Annotated in this window: 15 protein-coding genes; 4 read left to right on the forward strand and 11 right to left on the reverse strand. The window is 70.8% G+C overall.

The window, feature by feature from the left end:
• Positions 1-71 precede the first annotated feature (71 nt).
• Entirely contained in the window at positions 72-1022 is a 951-nt protein-coding gene (gene mdh, locus LXN57_RS20200; protein ID WP_251799718.1) for a malate dehydrogenase, read from the forward strand.
• Positions 1023-1141: 119 nt separating this feature from the next.
• On the opposite strand, the gene LXN57_RS20205 is transcribed toward mdh, so the two are convergent.
• A complete protein-coding gene (locus LXN57_RS20205; RefSeq protein ID WP_251799719.1) occupies positions 1142-2893 on the reverse strand; it encodes a SpoIIE family protein phosphatase in 1752 nt (583 codons plus the stop codon).
• Positions 2894-3106: 213 nt separating this feature from the next.
• On the opposite strand from LXN57_RS20205, the gene LXN57_RS20210 reads away from it, so the two are divergent.
• Positions 3107-4321 carry an NADP-dependent isocitrate dehydrogenase gene (locus LXN57_RS20210; protein ID WP_221376762.1) on the forward strand — a complete coding sequence of 405 codons (1215 nt, stop codon included), beginning with the start codon at positions 3107-3109 and terminating at the stop codon, positions 4319-4321.
• Between the two features lie 422 nt (positions 4322-4743).
• On the opposite strand, the gene galT is transcribed toward LXN57_RS20210, so the two are convergent.
• The 4 genes from galT to LXN57_RS20230 all read right to left on the reverse strand — a co-directional run bounded on the left by galT (position 4744) and on the right by LXN57_RS20230 (position 8542).
• On the reverse strand, positions 4744-5832 hold the full coding sequence (gene galT / locus LXN57_RS20215) for a galactose-1-phosphate uridylyltransferase (protein ID WP_251799720.1): 1089 nt from the start codon (positions 5830-5832) through the stop codon (positions 4744-4746).
• Positions 5829-6605, reverse strand: coding sequence for a DeoR/GlpR family DNA-binding transcription regulator (locus tag LXN57_RS20220; RefSeq protein WP_221376760.1), 777 nt, complete (start codon positions 6603-6605; stop codon positions 5829-5831). The genes galT and LXN57_RS20220 overlap by 4 nt, the downstream gene beginning before the upstream one ends.
• A gap of 93 nt (positions 6606-6698) precedes the next feature.
• Positions 6699-7613, reverse strand: coding sequence for a glycosyltransferase family 2 protein (locus tag LXN57_RS20225; protein WP_251799721.1), 915 nt, complete (start codon positions 7611-7613; stop codon positions 6699-6701).
• Positions 7610-8542 (reverse strand): sulfotransferase, encoded by a 933-nt coding sequence (locus LXN57_RS20230; protein WP_251799722.1) that lies wholly within the window; start codon positions 8540-8542, stop codon positions 7610-7612. The genes LXN57_RS20225 and LXN57_RS20230 overlap by 4 nt, the downstream gene beginning before the upstream one ends.
• A 63-nt stretch (positions 8543-8605) precedes the next feature.
• On the opposite strand from LXN57_RS20230, the gene LXN57_RS20235 reads away from it, so the two are divergent.
• Positions 8606-9418, forward strand: coding sequence for a WecB/TagA/CpsF family glycosyltransferase (locus LXN57_RS20235; protein ID WP_251799723.1), 813 nt, complete (start codon positions 8606-8608; stop codon positions 9416-9418).
• Between the two features lie 73 nt (positions 9419-9491).
• Positions 9492-9857, forward strand: a complete 366-nt coding sequence (locus LXN57_RS20240; protein WP_251799724.1) for a VOC family protein — start codon at positions 9492-9494, stop codon at positions 9855-9857.
• Here LXN57_RS20240 and LXN57_RS20245 read toward each other — a convergent pair.
• The 6 genes from LXN57_RS20245 to LXN57_RS20270 are packed head-to-tail and all read right to left on the reverse strand — an operon-like array spanning position 9847 to position 16587.
• Positions 9847-10851, reverse strand: coding sequence for a glycosyl hydrolase (locus tag LXN57_RS20245; RefSeq protein ID WP_251799725.1), 1005 nt, complete (start codon positions 10849-10851; stop codon positions 9847-9849). The genes LXN57_RS20240 and LXN57_RS20245 overlap by 11 nt on opposite strands.
• The gene (locus LXN57_RS20250; RefSeq protein ID WP_251799726.1) at positions 10838-11572 is read right to left on the reverse strand and encodes a methyltransferase domain-containing protein; all 735 of its coding nucleotides are present in this window, start codon (positions 11570-11572) and stop codon (positions 10838-10840) included. The genes LXN57_RS20245 and LXN57_RS20250 overlap by 14 nt, the downstream gene beginning before the upstream one ends.
• Positions 11569-13110: a lipopolysaccharide biosynthesis protein gene (locus tag LXN57_RS20255; protein ID WP_308206639.1), complete on the reverse strand. Its 1542-nt coding sequence runs from the start codon at positions 13108-13110 to the stop codon at positions 11569-11571. Before LXN57_RS20255 ends, LXN57_RS20250 begins: the two co-directional genes overlap by 4 nt.
• Complete coding sequence (locus LXN57_RS20260) at positions 13110-13985, reverse strand: sulfotransferase family protein (RefSeq protein ID WP_251799727.1); 876 nt, start codon at positions 13983-13985, stop codon at positions 13110-13112. The genes LXN57_RS20255 and LXN57_RS20260 overlap by 1 nt, the downstream gene beginning before the upstream one ends.
• Positions 13986-13996: 11 nt before the next feature.
• Entirely contained in the window at positions 13997-15226 is a 1230-nt protein-coding gene (locus tag LXN57_RS20265; RefSeq protein WP_251799728.1) for a hypothetical protein, read from the reverse strand.
• Complete coding sequence (locus tag LXN57_RS20270) at positions 15223-16587, reverse strand: hypothetical protein (RefSeq protein WP_251799729.1); 1365 nt, start codon at positions 16585-16587, stop codon at positions 15223-15225. The genes LXN57_RS20265 and LXN57_RS20270 overlap by 4 nt, the downstream gene beginning before the upstream one ends.

Genomic DNA, 16587 nt, shown 5'->3' on the forward strand with positions numbered 1-16587 from the left:
GCCGGTAATACGCCGGTAACCGACTGATAGCGTCCGAAAAAACGTCCCGGAGACTGGGAGTGGATAGAGCTATGGGCAAGAAGGTAACCGTCGTAGGTGCCGGTTTCTACGGCTCGACGACCGCGCAGCGCCTGGCTGAGTACGACATCTTCGACACCGTCGTGCTGACCGACATCATCGACGGCAAGCCGGCTGGTCTCGCGCTCGACATGAACCAGTCCCGGCCGATCGAGGGCTTCGAGACCAAGGTCGTCGGCGTCACCACCGGCACGAACGGCGAGGGCTACGAGGCCATCGAGGGCTCCGACGTGGTCGTCGTGACCGCCGGCCTGCCGCGCAAGCCCGGCATGAGCCGCATGGACCTGCTCGAGGTCAACGCGAAGATCGTGCGCCAGGTGGCCGAGAACATCGCCAAGTACGCGCCGAACGCCGTCGTGATCGTGGTGTCGAACCCGGTCGACGAGATGACCGCGCTGGCCCAGCTGGCCACCCAGTTCCCCAAGAACCGGGTGTTCGGCCAGGCCGGTGTGCTCGACACGGCGCGCTTCACCAACTCGATCGCCGAGACCCTCGCGGTGCCGGTGAAGAGCGTCAAGGCGCTCACGCTGGGCTCGCACGGCGACACCATGGTCCCGGTCCCGTCGCGCTGCACCGTCGACGGCAAGCCGCTGTCCGACCTGCTGCCGGCCGAGAAGATCGAGGAGCTCGTCGTCCGTACCCGCAACGGCGGCGCCGAGGTGGTCGCGCTGCTCAAGACCGGTTCGGCCTACTACGCCCCGTCCGCCGCGGCCGCCCGCATGGCCAAGGCCGTGGTCGAGGACTCCGGTGCTGTCCTGCCGGTCTGCGCCTGGGTCGACGGCGAGTACGGCATCTCCGGCGTCTACCTGGGCGTCGAGGCCCAGATCGGCGCCGAGGGCATCAAGAAGGTCGTGGAGGACAAGCTGACCGACACCGAGCTGTCCGGCCTCAAGGAGGCGGCCGAGGCCGTCCGGGCCAAGCAGGCGGACGTCGCCAGCCTCTGAGTCTGCTCGTGAGAAAGACCGGGGCCGTTGTGGTCCCGGTCTTTTTTTTGTACGCGCCATCGCAGCCCTTCGGCGCGGCGGCGCTCACCAGCGAGACCGACAGAGTTGTGACCGGAGCGTCAGCCCGGCGTGGTCACCACCAGGACCGCGACGTCGTCCTCGCCGGCGCCGGCGGTGGCGCTGCCGGCGAGAATGGCGTCGGCCAGCTCGCCCGGCTCGAGGCCGGCGTGGGCGAGCAGAGTCTGGTGCAGCCGGCGGATCCCGTCGTCGATCGGGGCCGTCCGGGTCTCGACCAGCCCGTCGGTGTGCAGCACCAGCGTGGCGCCGGCGGGCAGGAGACGCGTGTGATTGCGGCGGGAGACGCGGCGGCCGGCGCCCAGCAGCGGATCACGTCCTTCGAGCAGCGACACCTCGCCCCCGGTGAGCAGCGACGGTGGCGGGTGGCCGGCATTGGACCAGGTGAGGACGTGTTCACCGGCGGCTGTGGGGTCCAGATAGGCCAGCAGCACGGTGGCTATGCCGTCCAGCCCCAGGGTGCGGCCCGTGTGTTCCAGCCGTCGCAGCAGCGCCGAGGGCGGCTCGTGCCGGTCGATGAGCAGGGTTCGCAGCATGCTGCGGTATTCGCTCATCTTCGCCGCGGCGTCGATGCTGTGCCCCGCGACGTCGCCGATCACCAGGGCCAGCCGGCCCTCGTCGAGGCTGACGGCGTCGTACCAGTCGCCGCCGACGTGGTCCTCGTGGTGAGCTGGCCGGTAGCGCGCTGCCATCCGCAGACTCTCGTGCCGGGGCACCGCGGTGAGCAGCGCCTTCTGCATCGTGGCGGCGGCGGTGCGGCGATCCTCCAGCAGCTGGACGCGGGTGAGGGTCTGCGACACGTAACCGGCGAGGGTGGCCAGCGTCGCCTGTTCGTCCTCGTCGACCAGGTGCGGTTGCTTCCAGACGAAGGTGAGCGCGCCGATCGGCCCGTCGGGACCGGGCAGGGGCAGGCTGGCCGCGGCGTTCCAGCCCATCTCGTCGAAGGTGGCGGCTGCGTCGGGGGTGCGCTCGCCGACCGCCGTACGGTCGGGAAGCAACACCGGAAGCCCCGTGCCGGCGGCCAGGGCGGACGGTGTCGAGCGCAGCTTCGCGTAGCGCTGCCACCGGTGGGCTACGGCGTTCGGCAGCAGGCGGCTGGAGGCCAGGGACAGCTGCCCCGCGTCGTCCAGCAGCGAGAACCCGACGTACGCCGGGTCGAGTGCGCCGGTGACCAGGTCGCGCACCGTGTCGACCACCTCGTCGACCGTGCTGGTGCCGGCCAGCGCCGTGCTGGCGCTCAGCAGCAGGCGGCTGTGCTCGGAGGCGAACTCGGCCCGGTAGCTGGAGATGCGCAACCGCAGGCTGTCCGAGCAGCTGGCAGCCAGCTCGGCCAGCAGGCTCAACTCGGCGTCGGTCCAGGTCCGCGGAGCGTGGTCGATCGCGCAGAGCGACCCGAGAACCTCGCCGCCGGCGTCGGTCAGCGGCATCCCGGCGTAGCCGACGACGCCGAGATCCTCGATGGCGAGGTTGTCGCGCACCCGGCGGTCGAGGCGGGCGTCGGTGACGATCAGCGGCTCGGCCGTGGTCACGACGTGCTGGCAGAACGAGTGCGACAGCGGCGTCTGGCGGCGCCCGAGCCAGGGCTCACCGAGGCCGCAGGCGCCGGGGAAGTACTGCCGGTCGGCGCCGACCAGCGTCACGAGCGCCACGGGCACGTGCAGCACGACGCGGACCATCTCGGCGAATCGGTCGAGCGCCGGGTCGGCGACGGCATCGAGCCTCGTGCGCAGCAGGGCGTCGAGCCGCGCGGGCCGGGACAGGGCGCTGCCGGGCGAACCACCCATCGATCCGGTCACTTGCCCCCTCGTCGTTCTCCCCGGCCGCTCCACATGATGCCATCGCCGCGACCGACCGGACAGGGGCCGAAAAGCCCCTGCTCGCGGGAAAGGCGGCCAGACTGGTGTGGGCGATATGGCCAACACCGGCCCGGGGTCGCCCGGCGAACACGAACGGTCCTGCAGTACGCTCGTACTGCTAAGCATGGTTTTCGGGAGAGGAGCGTCGGCCGCATGGCGAAAATCAAGGTCACAAACCCGGTGGTGGAGCTCGACGGCGACGAGATGACCCGGATCATCTGGAAGCAGATCCGGGAGCAGCTGATCCTGCCCTACCTGGACGTCCCGCTCGAGTACTACGACCTGTCGATCCAGTACCGCGACGAGACCGACGACCAGGTGACGATCGACGCGGCCAACGCCATCAAGCAGCACGGCGTCGGCGTGAAGTGCGCGACGATCACGCCGGACGAGGCCCGCGTCGAAGAGTTCGGGCTGAAGAAGATGTGGCGGTCGCCCAACGGCACCATCCGTAACATCCTCGGCGGCGTCGTCTTCCGCGAGCCGATCATCATGCAGAACGTGCCGCGGCTGGTGCCGGGCTGGACCAAGCCGATCATCATCGGCCGCCACGCCCACGGCGACCAGTACAAGGCCACCGACTTCGTCGCGCCCAGCGCCGGCAAGTTCACGATGACCTTCACGCCCGCGGACGGCTCGGAGCCGATCGAGTTCCACGTGGCCGACTTCCCGGCCGGCGGCGTCGGCATGGGCATGTACAACTACGACGACTCGATCCGCGACTTCGCGCGCGCTTCGTTCCGGTACGGCCTGGCCCGCAACTACCCGGTGTACCTGTCGACGAAGAACACGATCCTCAAGGCGTACGACGGCCGGTTCAAGGACCTGTTCGCCGAGGTCTTCGAGAGCGAGTTCGCCGATCAGTTCAAGGCGGCCGGCCTCACCTACGAGCACCGGCTGATCGACGACATGGTCGCCGCCGCCATGAAGTGGGAGGGCGGCTACGTCTGGGCTTGCAAGAACTACGACGGTGACGTGCAGTCCGACACCGTGGCCCAGGGCTTCGGCTCGCTCGGCCTGATGACCTCGGTGCTGATGACCCCCGACGGCAAGACCGTCGAGGCCGAGGCCGCGCACGGCACGGTCACCCGGCACTACCGCCAGTGGCAGAAGGGCGAGAAGACGTCGACCAACCCGATCGCGTCGATCTTCGCCTGGACCGGTGGCCTCAAGCACCGCGGCATCCTCGACAGCACCCCCGCGGTGACCGAGTTCGCCGAGACGCTCGAGAAGGTCTGCGTCGAGACGGTCGAGGGCGGTCAGATGACCAAGGACCTCGCGCTGCTCATCTCGCGCGACGCCCCGTGGCTGTCGACCGACGAGTTCATGAACGCGCTCGACGAGAACCTGGCGCGCAAGCTCGCCTGATCTTCACAGAAAGGCCGCCGGTCAGCGACCGGCGGCCTTTTTCGTCCTTGAGACATGCGTCGGCTTGCATGTTTAATTCCGTAACCAGTGGTTACCCACCTCGTTCTTCATGGCAGAACGGATGACGGTCGCGACGCCGAGGGGTCGCCCGCCGGTCCGGCCGCCTTGTCCCGGGCGCCGACCGGCTCTCTCGACGGCTGCCCGTCCCCTTCCCCTGCGGAGGGGTCCTGTCCCGGACCCCTCCGCTCTACCTATGGCCTCGCTTTGCTCGGCGGCACTTCGCCCCTGGGAGGTCGACGCCGAGGACACCGAAAAGCACCTCGGCTTCGCCTAGCACTTTTCGGCGCCCTCGACGTCGACGGGGCGGAGTGCGACTTGGTTGGGGATCAGGTCGACCGGGTGCGGAGTGTGACCTGGGTGGGTCAGGCTGCTTCGCGGAGGAGTTGGGCGGCTTTTTCGGGGACTATGTCGTTCACGAAGAAGCCCATTGCGGACTCGGAGCCGGCCAGGTATTTCAGCTTGTCGGCGGCGCGGCGGATGCTGAACAGCTGTAGGTGCAGGTAGCCCAGCTCGCGGCCCGCGCCGACCACCGCCTGGTGCCAGGCCGAGATGTACGGCATCGGCCGGCCGAACAGGCCGTCGAAGCGGCGCAGCAGGTCGAGGTAGAGCGGCCCGAACGCGTCCCGTTCCTGGTCGGAGAGCGCGGGCAGGTCGGGCACCTTGCGGTGCGGGGCCAGATGCACCTCGAACGGCCAGCGCGCGGCTGCGGGCACGTACGCCGTCCAGTGCTCGTTGGAGCCGACCACCCGGGCGCCGTCGGCCCGCTCGGCTGCCAGCACGTCGGTGTAGAGATCGTTTCCCGTACGGGCGAGGTAGCGCCCGGCCGCGGCCAGCATCAGCTTGGTGCGCGGGGGCACGGTCGGGAAGGCGTAGATCTGCCCGTGTGGGTGTTGCAGGGTCACGCCGATCTCGACGCCGCGGTTCTCGAACGGGAAGACCTGCTCGACGCCGGGCAGGCGCGACATCTCAGCGGTGCGGTCGGCCAGCGCGTCGATGACGGTGCGCACACGCGAGGGCGGCAGCTCGACGAAGGCGCTGTTGTGGTCGCTGGTGAAGCACACGACCTCGCATCGGCCGATCCCCGGCCGTACCGGAACCAGGCCCGTGACCTCGGTGATCTCGCCCTCTTGAACGCGGTCGCTGAAGGACGGGAACTGGTTCTCGAACACGACCACGTCGTAGTCGGGGGCCGGGATCTCGCCGGCGAACGTCGACGTGGTCGCGCACAGTGGACAGGCGTCGGCCGGCGGCATGAACGTGCGGGTCTGGCGGTGCGCCGCGACGGCCACCCATTCGTCGATCAGCGGGTCGTACCGGAGCTGCGAGGTGGGCGGCGGAGGCGGCAGGCGCCGGGTGTCGGGGTAGGCCGCCCAGTCGGCCGGCTCCTCGTTGAAATAGATCAGCTCGCGCCCGTCGGACAGGCGGATCGCCTCGCGGCTCTTGAAGGTCATTGCGCAGTCACCACAACAAGATCTCGGACCGTTTCGGACAGAAGCGCGCGGGCCGGCTCGTCCAGCCCGTCATCGGTGATCAGTACGTCCGCACGGTCGAGCGGGACGATCGAGGAGATGCCGACCGTGCCCCATTTGGTGTGGTCGGCCAGCACGACGAGGCGCTCGGCCGCCTCGACGAGGGCCCGGTTGACGTCGGCCTCCATGAGATTGGGGGTCGTGTAGCCGGCGCGCTCGCTCATGCCGTGCACGCCCAGGAACAGCATGTCGAGGTGCAGCGTGCCGATCGCGGCCACCGCGACCGGGCCGACGAGGGCATCGGAGGGCGTACGGGTGCCGCCGGTCAGCACCACGGTCTGGTCGGGGCGGCCGGCGCGGTAGAAGATGTCGGCGACCGGGATCGAGTTGGTCACCACGGTCAGTGAGGGCACGTCGACCAGGCGCTGGGCGAGGCCGGCGGTCGTCGTGCCGGCCGACAGCGCGATGGCGTCGCCCGGGGAGACGAGCGCGGCCGCGCGCATCGCCATGGCCGCCTTCTCGTCGCGCTGGCGCACACTCTTGGCCGCGAAGCCGGGCTCGTGGGCCGAGCCCGGGCTCACGGTGGTGGCGCCGCCGTGTACCTTCGCCAGCAGGCCCCGGTCGGCCAGGGACTCGAGGTCGCGGCGGATGGTCATGTCGGAGACGCCGTATTCCGAGGCGAGCTCGCTCACCCGGACGCCGCCGGCGGCCCGGACTCGGTCAAGGATCGCGGCCTGTCGCTGCTGCGCGAGCATCAGCGGACCGCCGCCGGGAACCGCACTAATTCGAACACGCCCGAACACTACCTTGTGAGCAGGCGTGACCGAAAGAGCGGAGTGGCGTATCCGTTAGATCCCGCGTCCGCGCTTGTGAAGAGCTGAGAGAACGTTCTCAACCTTCACTGCTCCGGTCATCGCCGCAAGGGCGATCGCGGTGCGCGGTTCCTTCCAGTTCGCCCGCACGGCTTCCTTGCTGAACTGCCACGCCTGACTGCGGTTGCCAGTGGCGGCCGACCAGCAGGCCAGCTGACCGTAGACGCGGGCCGCGCCGGGGCGGCAGCCGCTGATCTCGGGGTGCCGTTGCATCATCCAGCGCAGCGAGCTGATCTTGGTGGCGTACTCGTACGCGTAGTGCGAGGTGCGGCCCCAGAGGACGCGCACGAGCGGCTCGTCCAGGTGCACGATCGGGGCCCGGCGGGCGGCCCGCAGCAGCAGGTCCCAGTCCTCGTTCTGGCTGCCCGGGGCGTCCTCGGCCACCAGGCCGATCGCGTCGTTGTCGAGCGCCGCCCGGCGGATCAGGAACGACGACGAGTGCAGCATGGCCATCCGGGACCGGGCGAGGTCGTCGACGGTGACCCGGGACCGGCCGGCCAGCCGTGGTGTGCGCTTGCCGTCGTACTCGACCTCGATCGCACACGTCGCGAACTCGGCGTCGGGCTCGGCCATCAGCGCCGCGACCTGGCGGCGGAGCTTGTCCGGCTGCCACTGGTCGTCGTCGTCGCAGAACGCCACGAACTCGGTATCGAGGGCCAGGATGCCGGTGTTGCGCGCGCCGGCCAGGCCCGACGTGCGCCAGTTGGTGAGCACCAGCACCTGCACGTCCCCGGTCGAGGCGAGCAGGTAGTCGGGCTCGGTCTGGTCATAGACCACCAGTACCTTGACCTCGCCCGGGTAGCGCTGGTCGCGGACCGCGCCGATCGCCTTGCGGACCAGCTCGGGACGGTTGCGGGTGGGGATGACGACGCCGACGGACGGCCAGTTCATCGAGACTCCTCTACTGAGAGCGGGTATCCGTAGGCCCGCAGCATGGGAGCGCAGACCGTGCCGACCAGGCGCCTCTGGTTGCGGGGTAGTGAGCGTTTCCAGGCGTCGTCGCGGCGCAACGGCAGCCGGCCGACGGTGAACCGCATCGGGTTGCCGGCCGCGCTGTGCCCGACCTTCAGGTCGGCGTAACCGTCGCCCAGGAACGCCAGATCCTCGGGCCGGACCCGCAGCCCGGCGAAGTCGCCGACGGACAAGAGCGCCGCACGCGGGTGGGCCAGGAACTCCTCGTAGCGCAGCCGGTGCACAGCCACGCCGCGCTTCGCGAGTAGTCCGAAAGCGGCGTTGTGAGCGTTCCACAACAGTGCCGAGCGCCCGGGCGAGTAGCGGGTCATCTCGTCGGCGCCGTCGGTCTCGGGCCGGGTCACCGTCTTGGTCCAGGAGTACGCCACCCCGCGGGCATCGCGAACCACATGCACCACGCGCAGATCGATGTCGGGCGCCCACCGCAGCACGTGGGCCAGCGCCGAGTGCTTGGACGAGTCGACCACCACCCGCGCGCCGGCGACCTCCGCCGCGGCGGCGTACACCCGTGCGTAGAAATGCGCGTATTCGTGCACCTCGTCGGGCGCCTCGACGGCGGTGGCCAACCGGGGGATGTGCCGGGTGCGCTCGACGGCGTCGCGCAGCGCGTGCACCCGGTCGACGTCGACGTTGTGCCAGCCGCCGAACGCGTGCTGCCCGACCCGGCGCCAGAACGTGCAGGCCGAGAAGCGGGCGCCGCAGCCGCAGCGCTCGTCGTCGCGGATGTCGCGCTGCCACAGGTGCACGATCTCGCCGAGTGCGCACACCCCGGGCAGTTCGCCTAGCAGGCGCTCGACGAGCGTTGTGCCGCTTCGTCCTAATCCACCCAGAAATAGCACTCGTGCCACTTTGGCCCACCTTCGCTCGTTTCGCTCGTATAACGAGCCAACAACAGTGAAGGAGGCGTCGAAGTGCCAGTCGATGCATTCGACCGGGTCCAGCTCGACGGAACCGGGATCGACCGGATCACCGAGGCCGAGGTGGTAGCCGTCGTCCGGGACGCGCTCGCGCACGGCCGGGGCGGACGCATCCTCACGCCGAACGTCGACATCCTGCGCCGCGCCCAGCGCGACGACGAGTGCCGACGCCACCTGGCCGACGCCGATCTGATCGTCGCCGACGGCATGCCGCTGGTCTGGGCGAGCAGGCTGAGCGGGTCACCGCTGCCCGAGCGGGTGGCGGGCAGCAGCCTCATCCATTCGCTGTCGGCCGGCCTGGGCCTGGACGGCCGCTCGATCTACGTGCTCGGCGGCGTCCCCGCCACCGACGACTCCACTCCGGACGGTGCCACCCGAGCCGCCGACAAGCTCCTCGCCGCGTATCCGGGCCTGCGCCTGGCCGGCACGACCTGCCCGCCGTTCGGCTTCGACCAGGACCCGCTGGCGTACGCCGACTTCTGCGCGAAGGTCGTCGACGCCCGTCCCGACCTGGTCTTCGTCGGGCTGGGCTATCCCAAGCAGGAGCGCATGATCACGCGGTTGCGGGCCGGCCTGCCCCAGACCTGGTTCCTGGGCTGCGGCGCGGCGGTCAACTTCGTGGCCGGCGACATCGAGCGCGCCCCCCGCTGGATGCAGCGCACCGGCCTCGAATGGGCCCACCGCCTCGGCACCGAGCCCCGCCGCCTGGCCGGCCGCTACCTGCGCCACGACGCCCCGTACGCCCTGCGCCTGCTCGCCCAGGCTCCGGCCCAGCGCGCCCGCTCACGCTCCTACTTGCCGGAATAGGGCGCGTGACAAGCGGCGATCTCCAGATCGTCGCCGCTGGAAACCAAGACGTACGTACGGTTTAATAGGCGGCATGTTCGAGCGTCTGCATCACGTGCAAGTGCTGTGCCCGCCGGGCGGGGAAGAGCAGGCCCGTGCCTTCTACGGTGGCGTGCTGGGGATGACGGAGTTGGCCAAGCCGGCCGCGCTGGCGGCTCGCGGCGGCTGCTGGTTCCGGGGCGGGGGCTGGGAGGTGCACGTCAGCCCGGTCGAGGGCTTCGTGCCGCAGACGCGGGCGCACCCGGGTGTGCTCGTGAACGGTCTCGACGAGTTGGCCGGGATGCTGGAGACCGCCGGCCGCCCGGTGCAGTGGGATCCCCACTTCCCGGGCCACCGGCGGTTCTACTCGCAGGACGACCATGGCAACCGGCTCGAGTTCCTCGAGCCGCTCACGGATTGAAGTACGGGTCCCGGACCATCGCCTCGAACTCCTGGAAAGCCGGGGGGTCGCCGGTCAGCTGGAACTGTTTCTTCGGGCCGTTGCCCTCGGGGTTCGACTCGAAGTAGGTGATCGCCTTGATCTGGGGGTTCGCCTTGAACGTCCGCCGCGCGTCCTTGAGCCACGCCGCCCGGCCGGCCGAGCCCCACGCCCTGGCCACGCCGAACTCGCCGATGACGATCGGCTTGGGGCGCTGCGCGGCCCACGTCAGGAACGGGCCCATCAGGGTGCCGATGGGTTCGAAGCGCTCGCCCGCGTAGACGTCCACGCACGTCCAGTCGACCTGGTCGTCGCCCGGATAGAACGCCGGCGCGTCGCCGCGGATGAAACCCTCAGCGGTCGGACACCACACCCACGAGACGTTCTTCGCCCGTTCCTGGCGGAAGATCTCGCGTACGTACTTCCAGGCCGCGACGTAGTCGGGGCCCGACCACATCGTCGCGCGCAGGTTGGGCCGGTCCATCTCCCAGCGCATCCGCAGCAGCACCGGCTTCTTGATCTTCCGGATGGCCTTGGCCTGTTTGCGGATGAGGTCGTCGTGCTCGCCGTCCAGGATGGACCGGTTGTCGCCGGTCGCCCAGCTCACCATGAGCGTCGCGCCCCGGGCCAGGAACTCCTTGTCGGACGGGGTGCCGACCATCTGCTCGAAGCGGCGGTAGGTGTTGACGATGGTCAGCGACCGGCCCAGGTCGGCCTGCAGGCTGTCGACCGCCGCCAGCCGGCCCACGTGGGTGAGGTGGTCCGGCTTGATCCACGCCCCGAACAGCGCGCCCCGCGCCGGCGCCTTGACCGGGCCGGACTGGAACGGGCCCTTGTTCACGGCCACCGCCCCGGGGGCCCGGGTCAGGTCGGGCGCGGGCGGCGGGGCCGGCTTCTCGTCCTTGCCGAACGAGCAACCGGCCAGCAGCAGCACCGCCGCGACCAGCGCGGCCGCGAAACGCTTACGCGTGGACACGACGCGCGGTGTAGAGAACGTTGACGGCGTACGCGTCGCTGCCCGGCATCCGGCGCATGGCCGCGTCGGCCGCGCGGGCGACCGGGTTGCCGTGCAGCGACGGCGTGATCATCGAGAAGCCGCGGCGCTCGACGATCACGAAGCCGTGCCGGTCGAGCAGGGTGGCCACCTCTTCGTGGGAGAGCTCGGCGAACCAGCGCTCGCCCTTGTGCCGGCGGGCCCGCAGATGGCGTACGGAACCGGCGTTGCCGTGGTTCTCGACGACCAGGACGCCCGAGTCGGCGGTGGGCAGCGCGCGGGCGGCGAAGGCCAGAGCCCGGTCGCGGACGGACTCGTCCACGTTGAGCAGCAGGCGGAACATCGTCACGATGGCCGGGAAGCCGGCCGGCTCCGGATGCGGCACCGGCCCGTCCTCGGCCACCTGGTGCCAGGTGGCCCGCGAGCCGACCTCGGCCGCCTTGGCCATCATCTCGGCCGACGTGTCGTAGCCGTGCGCCTCGCGCACCAGGCCGTGCAGCGTGCGGATGGCCCGGCCGGTGCCGCAGGCGAAGTCGTGCTGCACCGGCGCCAGCGGGCCGAACTCGCGCCGCACCAACGTGCGCAGGTAGTCCTGCTGCCGTTCGTTGATCTGCGAAGCGTAGCTGTCCGGCGCGTACGTGATGTTCTCGTACTTCTCGACGGCATCGCTGTCCTGGAACACCTTGGTGTAGTCGGTGGTCAACTCGTCCTCCTCTTCGGTTTGAACGCGCCCAGTGCGAGCGGAACGCGCAACAGCCAAGCGCCGGCCAGAAACGCGGGCACGGCGGCGAGCACGGCGAAAGTCCGGCCGGTCACGGTGGTCAGAGCCCACGGGAGTGCGCCGAAACAGGCGACCGACAGCAGCGCGGCCGCCCGCGTGCCCGGTCCGAACGGGTGCAGCCCGGCCGACCGCCCCACCTGGATCAGCGGCAGCACGTTGTTGACGACCATCGCGCAGGCCAGCCCGATCGCCGCGCCCAGAGCCCCGTGGGCCGGGATGAGCAGCAGGTCGAGCACGACGGTGACGGCCAGCGCGACCAGCACGTTCACCAGGTTCCAGGAGGTGCGCCCGGCCATCGCCAGCACCATGTCGACCATGCCGCAGCCGGTCGCGACCAGCATCGCGGCGGCCAGCACGGTCACCACGGGGGCGCCCTCGGCGGCGTAGCGGTCGCCGAACAGCCGCAGCCAGAGCGGCGCTAAGAAGATCACCAGCAAAGTGACCGGCCAGGTCACGAGCACGAGCCAGCCAGTCGCGGTCTGGTAGAGGTGGTTCGCGGTCCGCCGGTCGCCGACGGCGAGCGCCTCGGCCAGCCGGGGCTGGACCGACTGCGAGATGCCCTGGTTGGCGAACTGGATCAGGACGACGAACCGGCCCGCGACGGCATAGACGGCAGCCGGGGCGAGGCCGCCGAGCGCGGCCACGAGCAGCACGTCGATGCGTTGCAGAGCCAGCTGGGCCACGCTGGCCACGGCGCGCGGGCCGGTGAACCGCCAGAACTCGCGCCGCAACTCGCGGCGTTCGGCCCGGTGGGTGGTCACCCCGGGCGGTTTGCCCGTGCGATAGACCTTCCGCAGCGCGTACGCCGAAAGCACCGTCACCGGCAGGTAGGGCGCCGCCCAGGCCAGCGCGAACGCGGGCAGCGTGCCGACCGTCCACAGTGTGGCGACACCGGCCGCACCCACCAGAAGCAACTGCAGCGCGCTGCGCAGAATCCGGTCGAGCATCACCGTCGGGCGCATCGCCCGGTAGCCGCGGGTCGCCGTGAGCAGCGCGTCGGTCATCGCCTGCAACGGCAGGAACGCGGCCAGCACGCGCAATCCCGCAGTGTGCGCGTCGACCACGTGGGCCGCCTCGCGCGCGGTCACCTCGGCGATCGCCGGCGCAGCCAGCCACATCGCGACCGCCAGCACCGCCGACAGCACGACGACCGGGCCCAGCCCGGCGCGCAGGCAGGCGCCGAGCAGGTGGTCCCGGCCGGTGGCGCGCAGCCGGGCCGGCCAGTAGACGAGCCCGGTCTGGGTGCCCAGCTTGGCCAGCCCGCCGACGAGCACGAAGACGGCCGTGGCGGCGAAGAACGCGCCCGCCTGTTCGGCGCCGAGCGATCGGGCCACCACCCACGTGACCGCCACGCCCGCGCCGCCGGCCAGCACCGAGCCGGCCATGTTGGCCAGCCCGCCCCGGGCGGCGCCACGGGTGCCGGCAACGGGCTTGTCTAGTGCCTGTTCCGAAACAGGCACTAAGACCGCCATACCGGCATGCGCCCCAGCCAGCGCGAGAGTGCCTCGTCGTGAGGCAGGTAGTAGTCGGTCAGTTCGCGCCGCAGGTCGGGATCCATGTCGCTCTGCCGGGGACGGGCGTTGTGCCGCTCGAACGCCGGCCGCTCCAGATAGCTGGGCAGGCCGAGGAATTCGCACACCTCGTCGTAGACCGGCTCGGGGTCGCTGAAGAACCGCTCGCTCTCCACCACGTGGATGCGCTCGCGGCCGACGTGCTGAGCCATCACGCCCAGGTAGCGGGCGTACTCGCCGCGCGCCCGGTAGGCGTGGTGCTGGTGGCTGAAACTGTAGAACTCCGGGTCCTCGGCCAGCTTCTCCTCCTGCTTGTGCAGGCGGGCCGGCTCCAGTGCCAGCGCCGAGGAGAAGTCGCGCTCGGTCTCGAAGCCGCGGGCGACCTCGTGGTGGTGCTGCGAATAGGCCCGCTCGACCGGGTCGCGCACCAGCACGAGCAGCTTGGCCTGCGGCAGGTCGCGGGCGATCCGGGCCGCGGCCTGCGGGTGGTACATGTAGTAGGGGCTCGACTCGAACGTCTGCGGCGTCACCCCGTACCGCTCGCCGACCTTCTCGGCGCTGCGCAGGAGCGGGAAGTGGCCCTTGTACCAGGCCATTCCGCGGTGGTAATTGGTGTCGAAGTAGTGCACGCCCTTGTGCAGCACGGCCTTGAGCACCACCGGGTGCCCGGCCAGGGCGCGGTAGAGCGAGGTGGTGCCGCAGCGCTGACCACCGCAGATCAGGAAGGCCGGCGTCATCCGGCCCGGCGCGGTCAGCCGGCCGTAGGAGCGGGAACCCAGGTGCACGACGCGTTTCATCGGCGCCGGCAGGTTGCGTACGTCCATGGTTGGTCTCCTCAAAGCTCCTCGACCCGCCGGATCAGCACCGGCAGCAGCCAGGTGCCGAGCACGCCCAGGCGGGCGCCGGCTTCGGCCTGGCGATCGGTCAGGTATCGGGTGGCCAGGTCGACCAGGTAGAGCAGGGCGGTCACCTCGCGGCCGTCCACCGGCACCCCGAACGGCGCCAGCAGTTCGGCCGCACCCCGCACCGTCGCCTCGACTGCTTCCTTGGCGTCGGCCGTCTCCTGGATGCGCTTCTGCAACTCGTGATGCACGGCGTCGAAGCCCAGCGGCACCCCGCTGGCGAACCGCTCCCAGTCCCAGACCAGCAGCGTGTCGGCGATGTTGGCCATGTTCCAGGGGGCCCAGTCGCCGTGCCACGAGCCGTACCGGAAGACGATGTCGCCGGCCCGCCGTACGAGCAGTTCGGCCGCGGCCGCGAGCCCGGCGCCCTCGGCCCGGTCGTTGACCGCCGCCAGGCGTCCGCGCAGCTCGTGCCAGTACGTGCTGCCGGCGAGCGAACCCGTGCGGTAGCCGCAGCAACCGGCGATGTCGAGCATCGCGGCCACCAGCCGGCGCCGGCTCAGCGGGGCCCGGGGCAGCCAGACCGGCAGCGCCGACTGCACCAGCACCTCGAGCTCGCGCCACTGACCGGAATGCAGCACCCGGGGCACGGTCAGTTTGGTCAGCCCGCTGCCGGCCAGCGAGGCCAGCGCGGCCGTCTCGGCCCGCACGAGCTGCCGGGTGAGCGGCCCGGTGCCGAGCTTGCCGAAGCCGAACGTGTCGCCGTCCGGGCCGATCAGCTGCAGCACCGGCTTGCGGTTGGCCCGCGCCGGTCCGATGTGGACGCTGATCGACAGCTCTCGGCCGAGCGCCTCGCTCAGGTGCCCGTCGATGCTCTGCGAGAACGGCCCGGTGACCCGCACCCGGTCGCGCAGCAGCACATTCGAGGCGCCGGTGCGAAGCGCGGCGACCACCGCCTCGCGCTTGAGCCGGGCCGCCCGCGACTGCGGCTCGGCGTACCGGCGGACGGCGGCCGCAGCCACCCGGCGCGAGCCCGACGGCACGAGCAGCCGGGGGCGGCGTGCGTCCGGCACCACCAGATACTCGGCGATGGGCGTACCGGGCGAGCCGTCGGTGCGGCACGGCGGCGGGTAGAGGAGGTCCAGCACCTCGGTCAGGTACCGCGTGCGCAGCTCGGCGTCCTTCGCGGTCAGTTCGGCGGGCGCGGTCCGCACCGGACTCATGTCGTTTCCCCCTCGGATGAGTTGCGCCAGAGCAGCGCAAACGCCAGAACCATGAAGGCCAGCGGGGTGACCAGCGAGTTGTACCAGAGCATGGCCGAGAACGACGTGACGATCGCGCCCGACGCGGCTACCCCGACGGCACTCCGGTCGCGGCGGAACCGCCACAGGCCGTACGCGAAAAAGCCCAGATAACCGGCCGTGCCCACCGCGCCGTGGGCGAAGAGCAACTGCCACAGCTGGCCGTTGCCGCCGACGGTGAAGTTGCCGCAGCGCTCGCAGCTCGCGCTCTCGCCCACCGTGATGGAGTTCCGGCCGCCCAGCGTGTTGCGCGTGCCGCCGTAGCCGATCACCGGGGAGCCCTGGAAGCCGTCCAGGGCGCGCTCGATGAGGAACGAGCGCACACCGTTGGACTTGCCGTTGTCGAGCCGCGCGCCGACGACCGTGCCGAGCGGCGTGGCCACCAGCGACACGGCCAGCAACGCCCCGGCCACCACGACCGCGCCCAGGATCCACAGCTTGCCGGCGAGCACATAGCGGACCGCGACGTAGACGACGAGCACGCCGATGCCGATCCACAGACCGCGGTTGAGCGAGAACACCGCGGGCGCGACCGAGACGACGAGGCAGACGACGGCCCAGAACTTCGCCTTGCCGCCGCCGTACTGCCAGGCGGCCACGACGAGCCAGCCGGCCAGCAGGCAGAAGTTGTTGCCCCACGTGTTGGTGTAACCCCACGGCGCGGCCGGCCTTGGTTGGCTGTCGCCGACGATGTCCATGATCTGAGCCGCGTACGGATGGACCAGGGACTGGACGAAGCCCTTGTTGCGCACACTGCCGGGCAGCAGCCACTCGACCGGCGAGGTGAACTCGAAGTTCCCGGCCACCATGCCCAGCAGCCCACCCAGGACGGTCACCACGAACAGCCAGCCGAGCAGCTTGACCAGGCGGCGCTTGGGCAGCTCGGCCTCGGTCAGGTTGCCGGCGTAGACCAGCAGGACGGTGAGCGACGCGTACATCAGGGCCTTGTACCCGGCCGGCAGCAGGCGGCCCGTGGCGTGCCCGGCCACCGTGCCGGCCGGGTCGGCGCCGAGCGCGCCGATGCTGACCACCACGGCCACCAGGAAGACGACCCACCACGCGAACCCGGGCGGCAGGCGCAGCAGGCGACCGGCGGCGCGCCGGCGGATCAGCAGGAACAGCATCGGCCCGGCCATCAGCGCGAAGATCAGCACGCCGAGGCCGAGCGCCCACCAGATCGGGTAGAACGCCAGGATGCTCGCCACCGGCCAGGCCGGCAGGGCCGGATTCTTGCGCACGCCGTGTGCCGGGCCTCCGACGGCAACCGTCGGGGCCTGGGACAC

Origin of the sequence: Paractinoplanes hotanensis, from assembly GCF_023717965.1 — a bacterium.
GTDB lineage: Bacteria > Actinomycetota > Actinomycetes > Mycobacteriales > Micromonosporaceae > Actinoplanes > Actinoplanes polyasparticus.

Bases quoted from the DNA above. Each gene is read 5' to 3' on its own strand.
- mdh (WP_251799718.1), top strand. From the start codon at position 72: ATGGGCAAGAAGGTAACCGTCGTAGGTGCCGGTTTCTACGGCTCGACG.
- LXN57_RS20210 (WP_221376762.1), top strand. From the start codon at position 3,107: ATGGCGAAAATCAAGGTCACAAACCCGGTGGTGGAGCTCGACGGCGAC.
- galT (WP_251799720.1), bottom strand. From the start codon at position 5,832: ATGACCTTCAAGAGCCGCGAGGCGATCCGCCTGTCCGACGGGCGCGAG.
- LXN57_RS20220 (WP_221376760.1), bottom strand. From the start codon at position 6,605: ATGCTCGCGCAGCAGCGACAGGCCGCGATCCTTGACCGAGTCCGGGCC.
- LXN57_RS20225 (WP_251799721.1), bottom strand. From the start codon at position 7,613: ATGAACTGGCCGTCCGTCGGCGTCGTCATCCCCACCCGCAACCGTCCC.
- LXN57_RS20240 (WP_251799724.1), top strand. From the start codon at position 9,492: ATGTTCGAGCGTCTGCATCACGTGCAAGTGCTGTGCCCGCCGGGCGGG.
- LXN57_RS20260 (WP_251799727.1), bottom strand. From the start codon at position 13,985: ATGGACGTACGCAACCTGCCGGCGCCGATGAAACGCGTCGTGCACCTG.
- LXN57_RS20265 (WP_251799728.1), bottom strand. From the start codon at position 15,226: ATGAGTCCGGTGCGGACCGCGCCCGCCGAACTGACCGCGAAGGACGCC.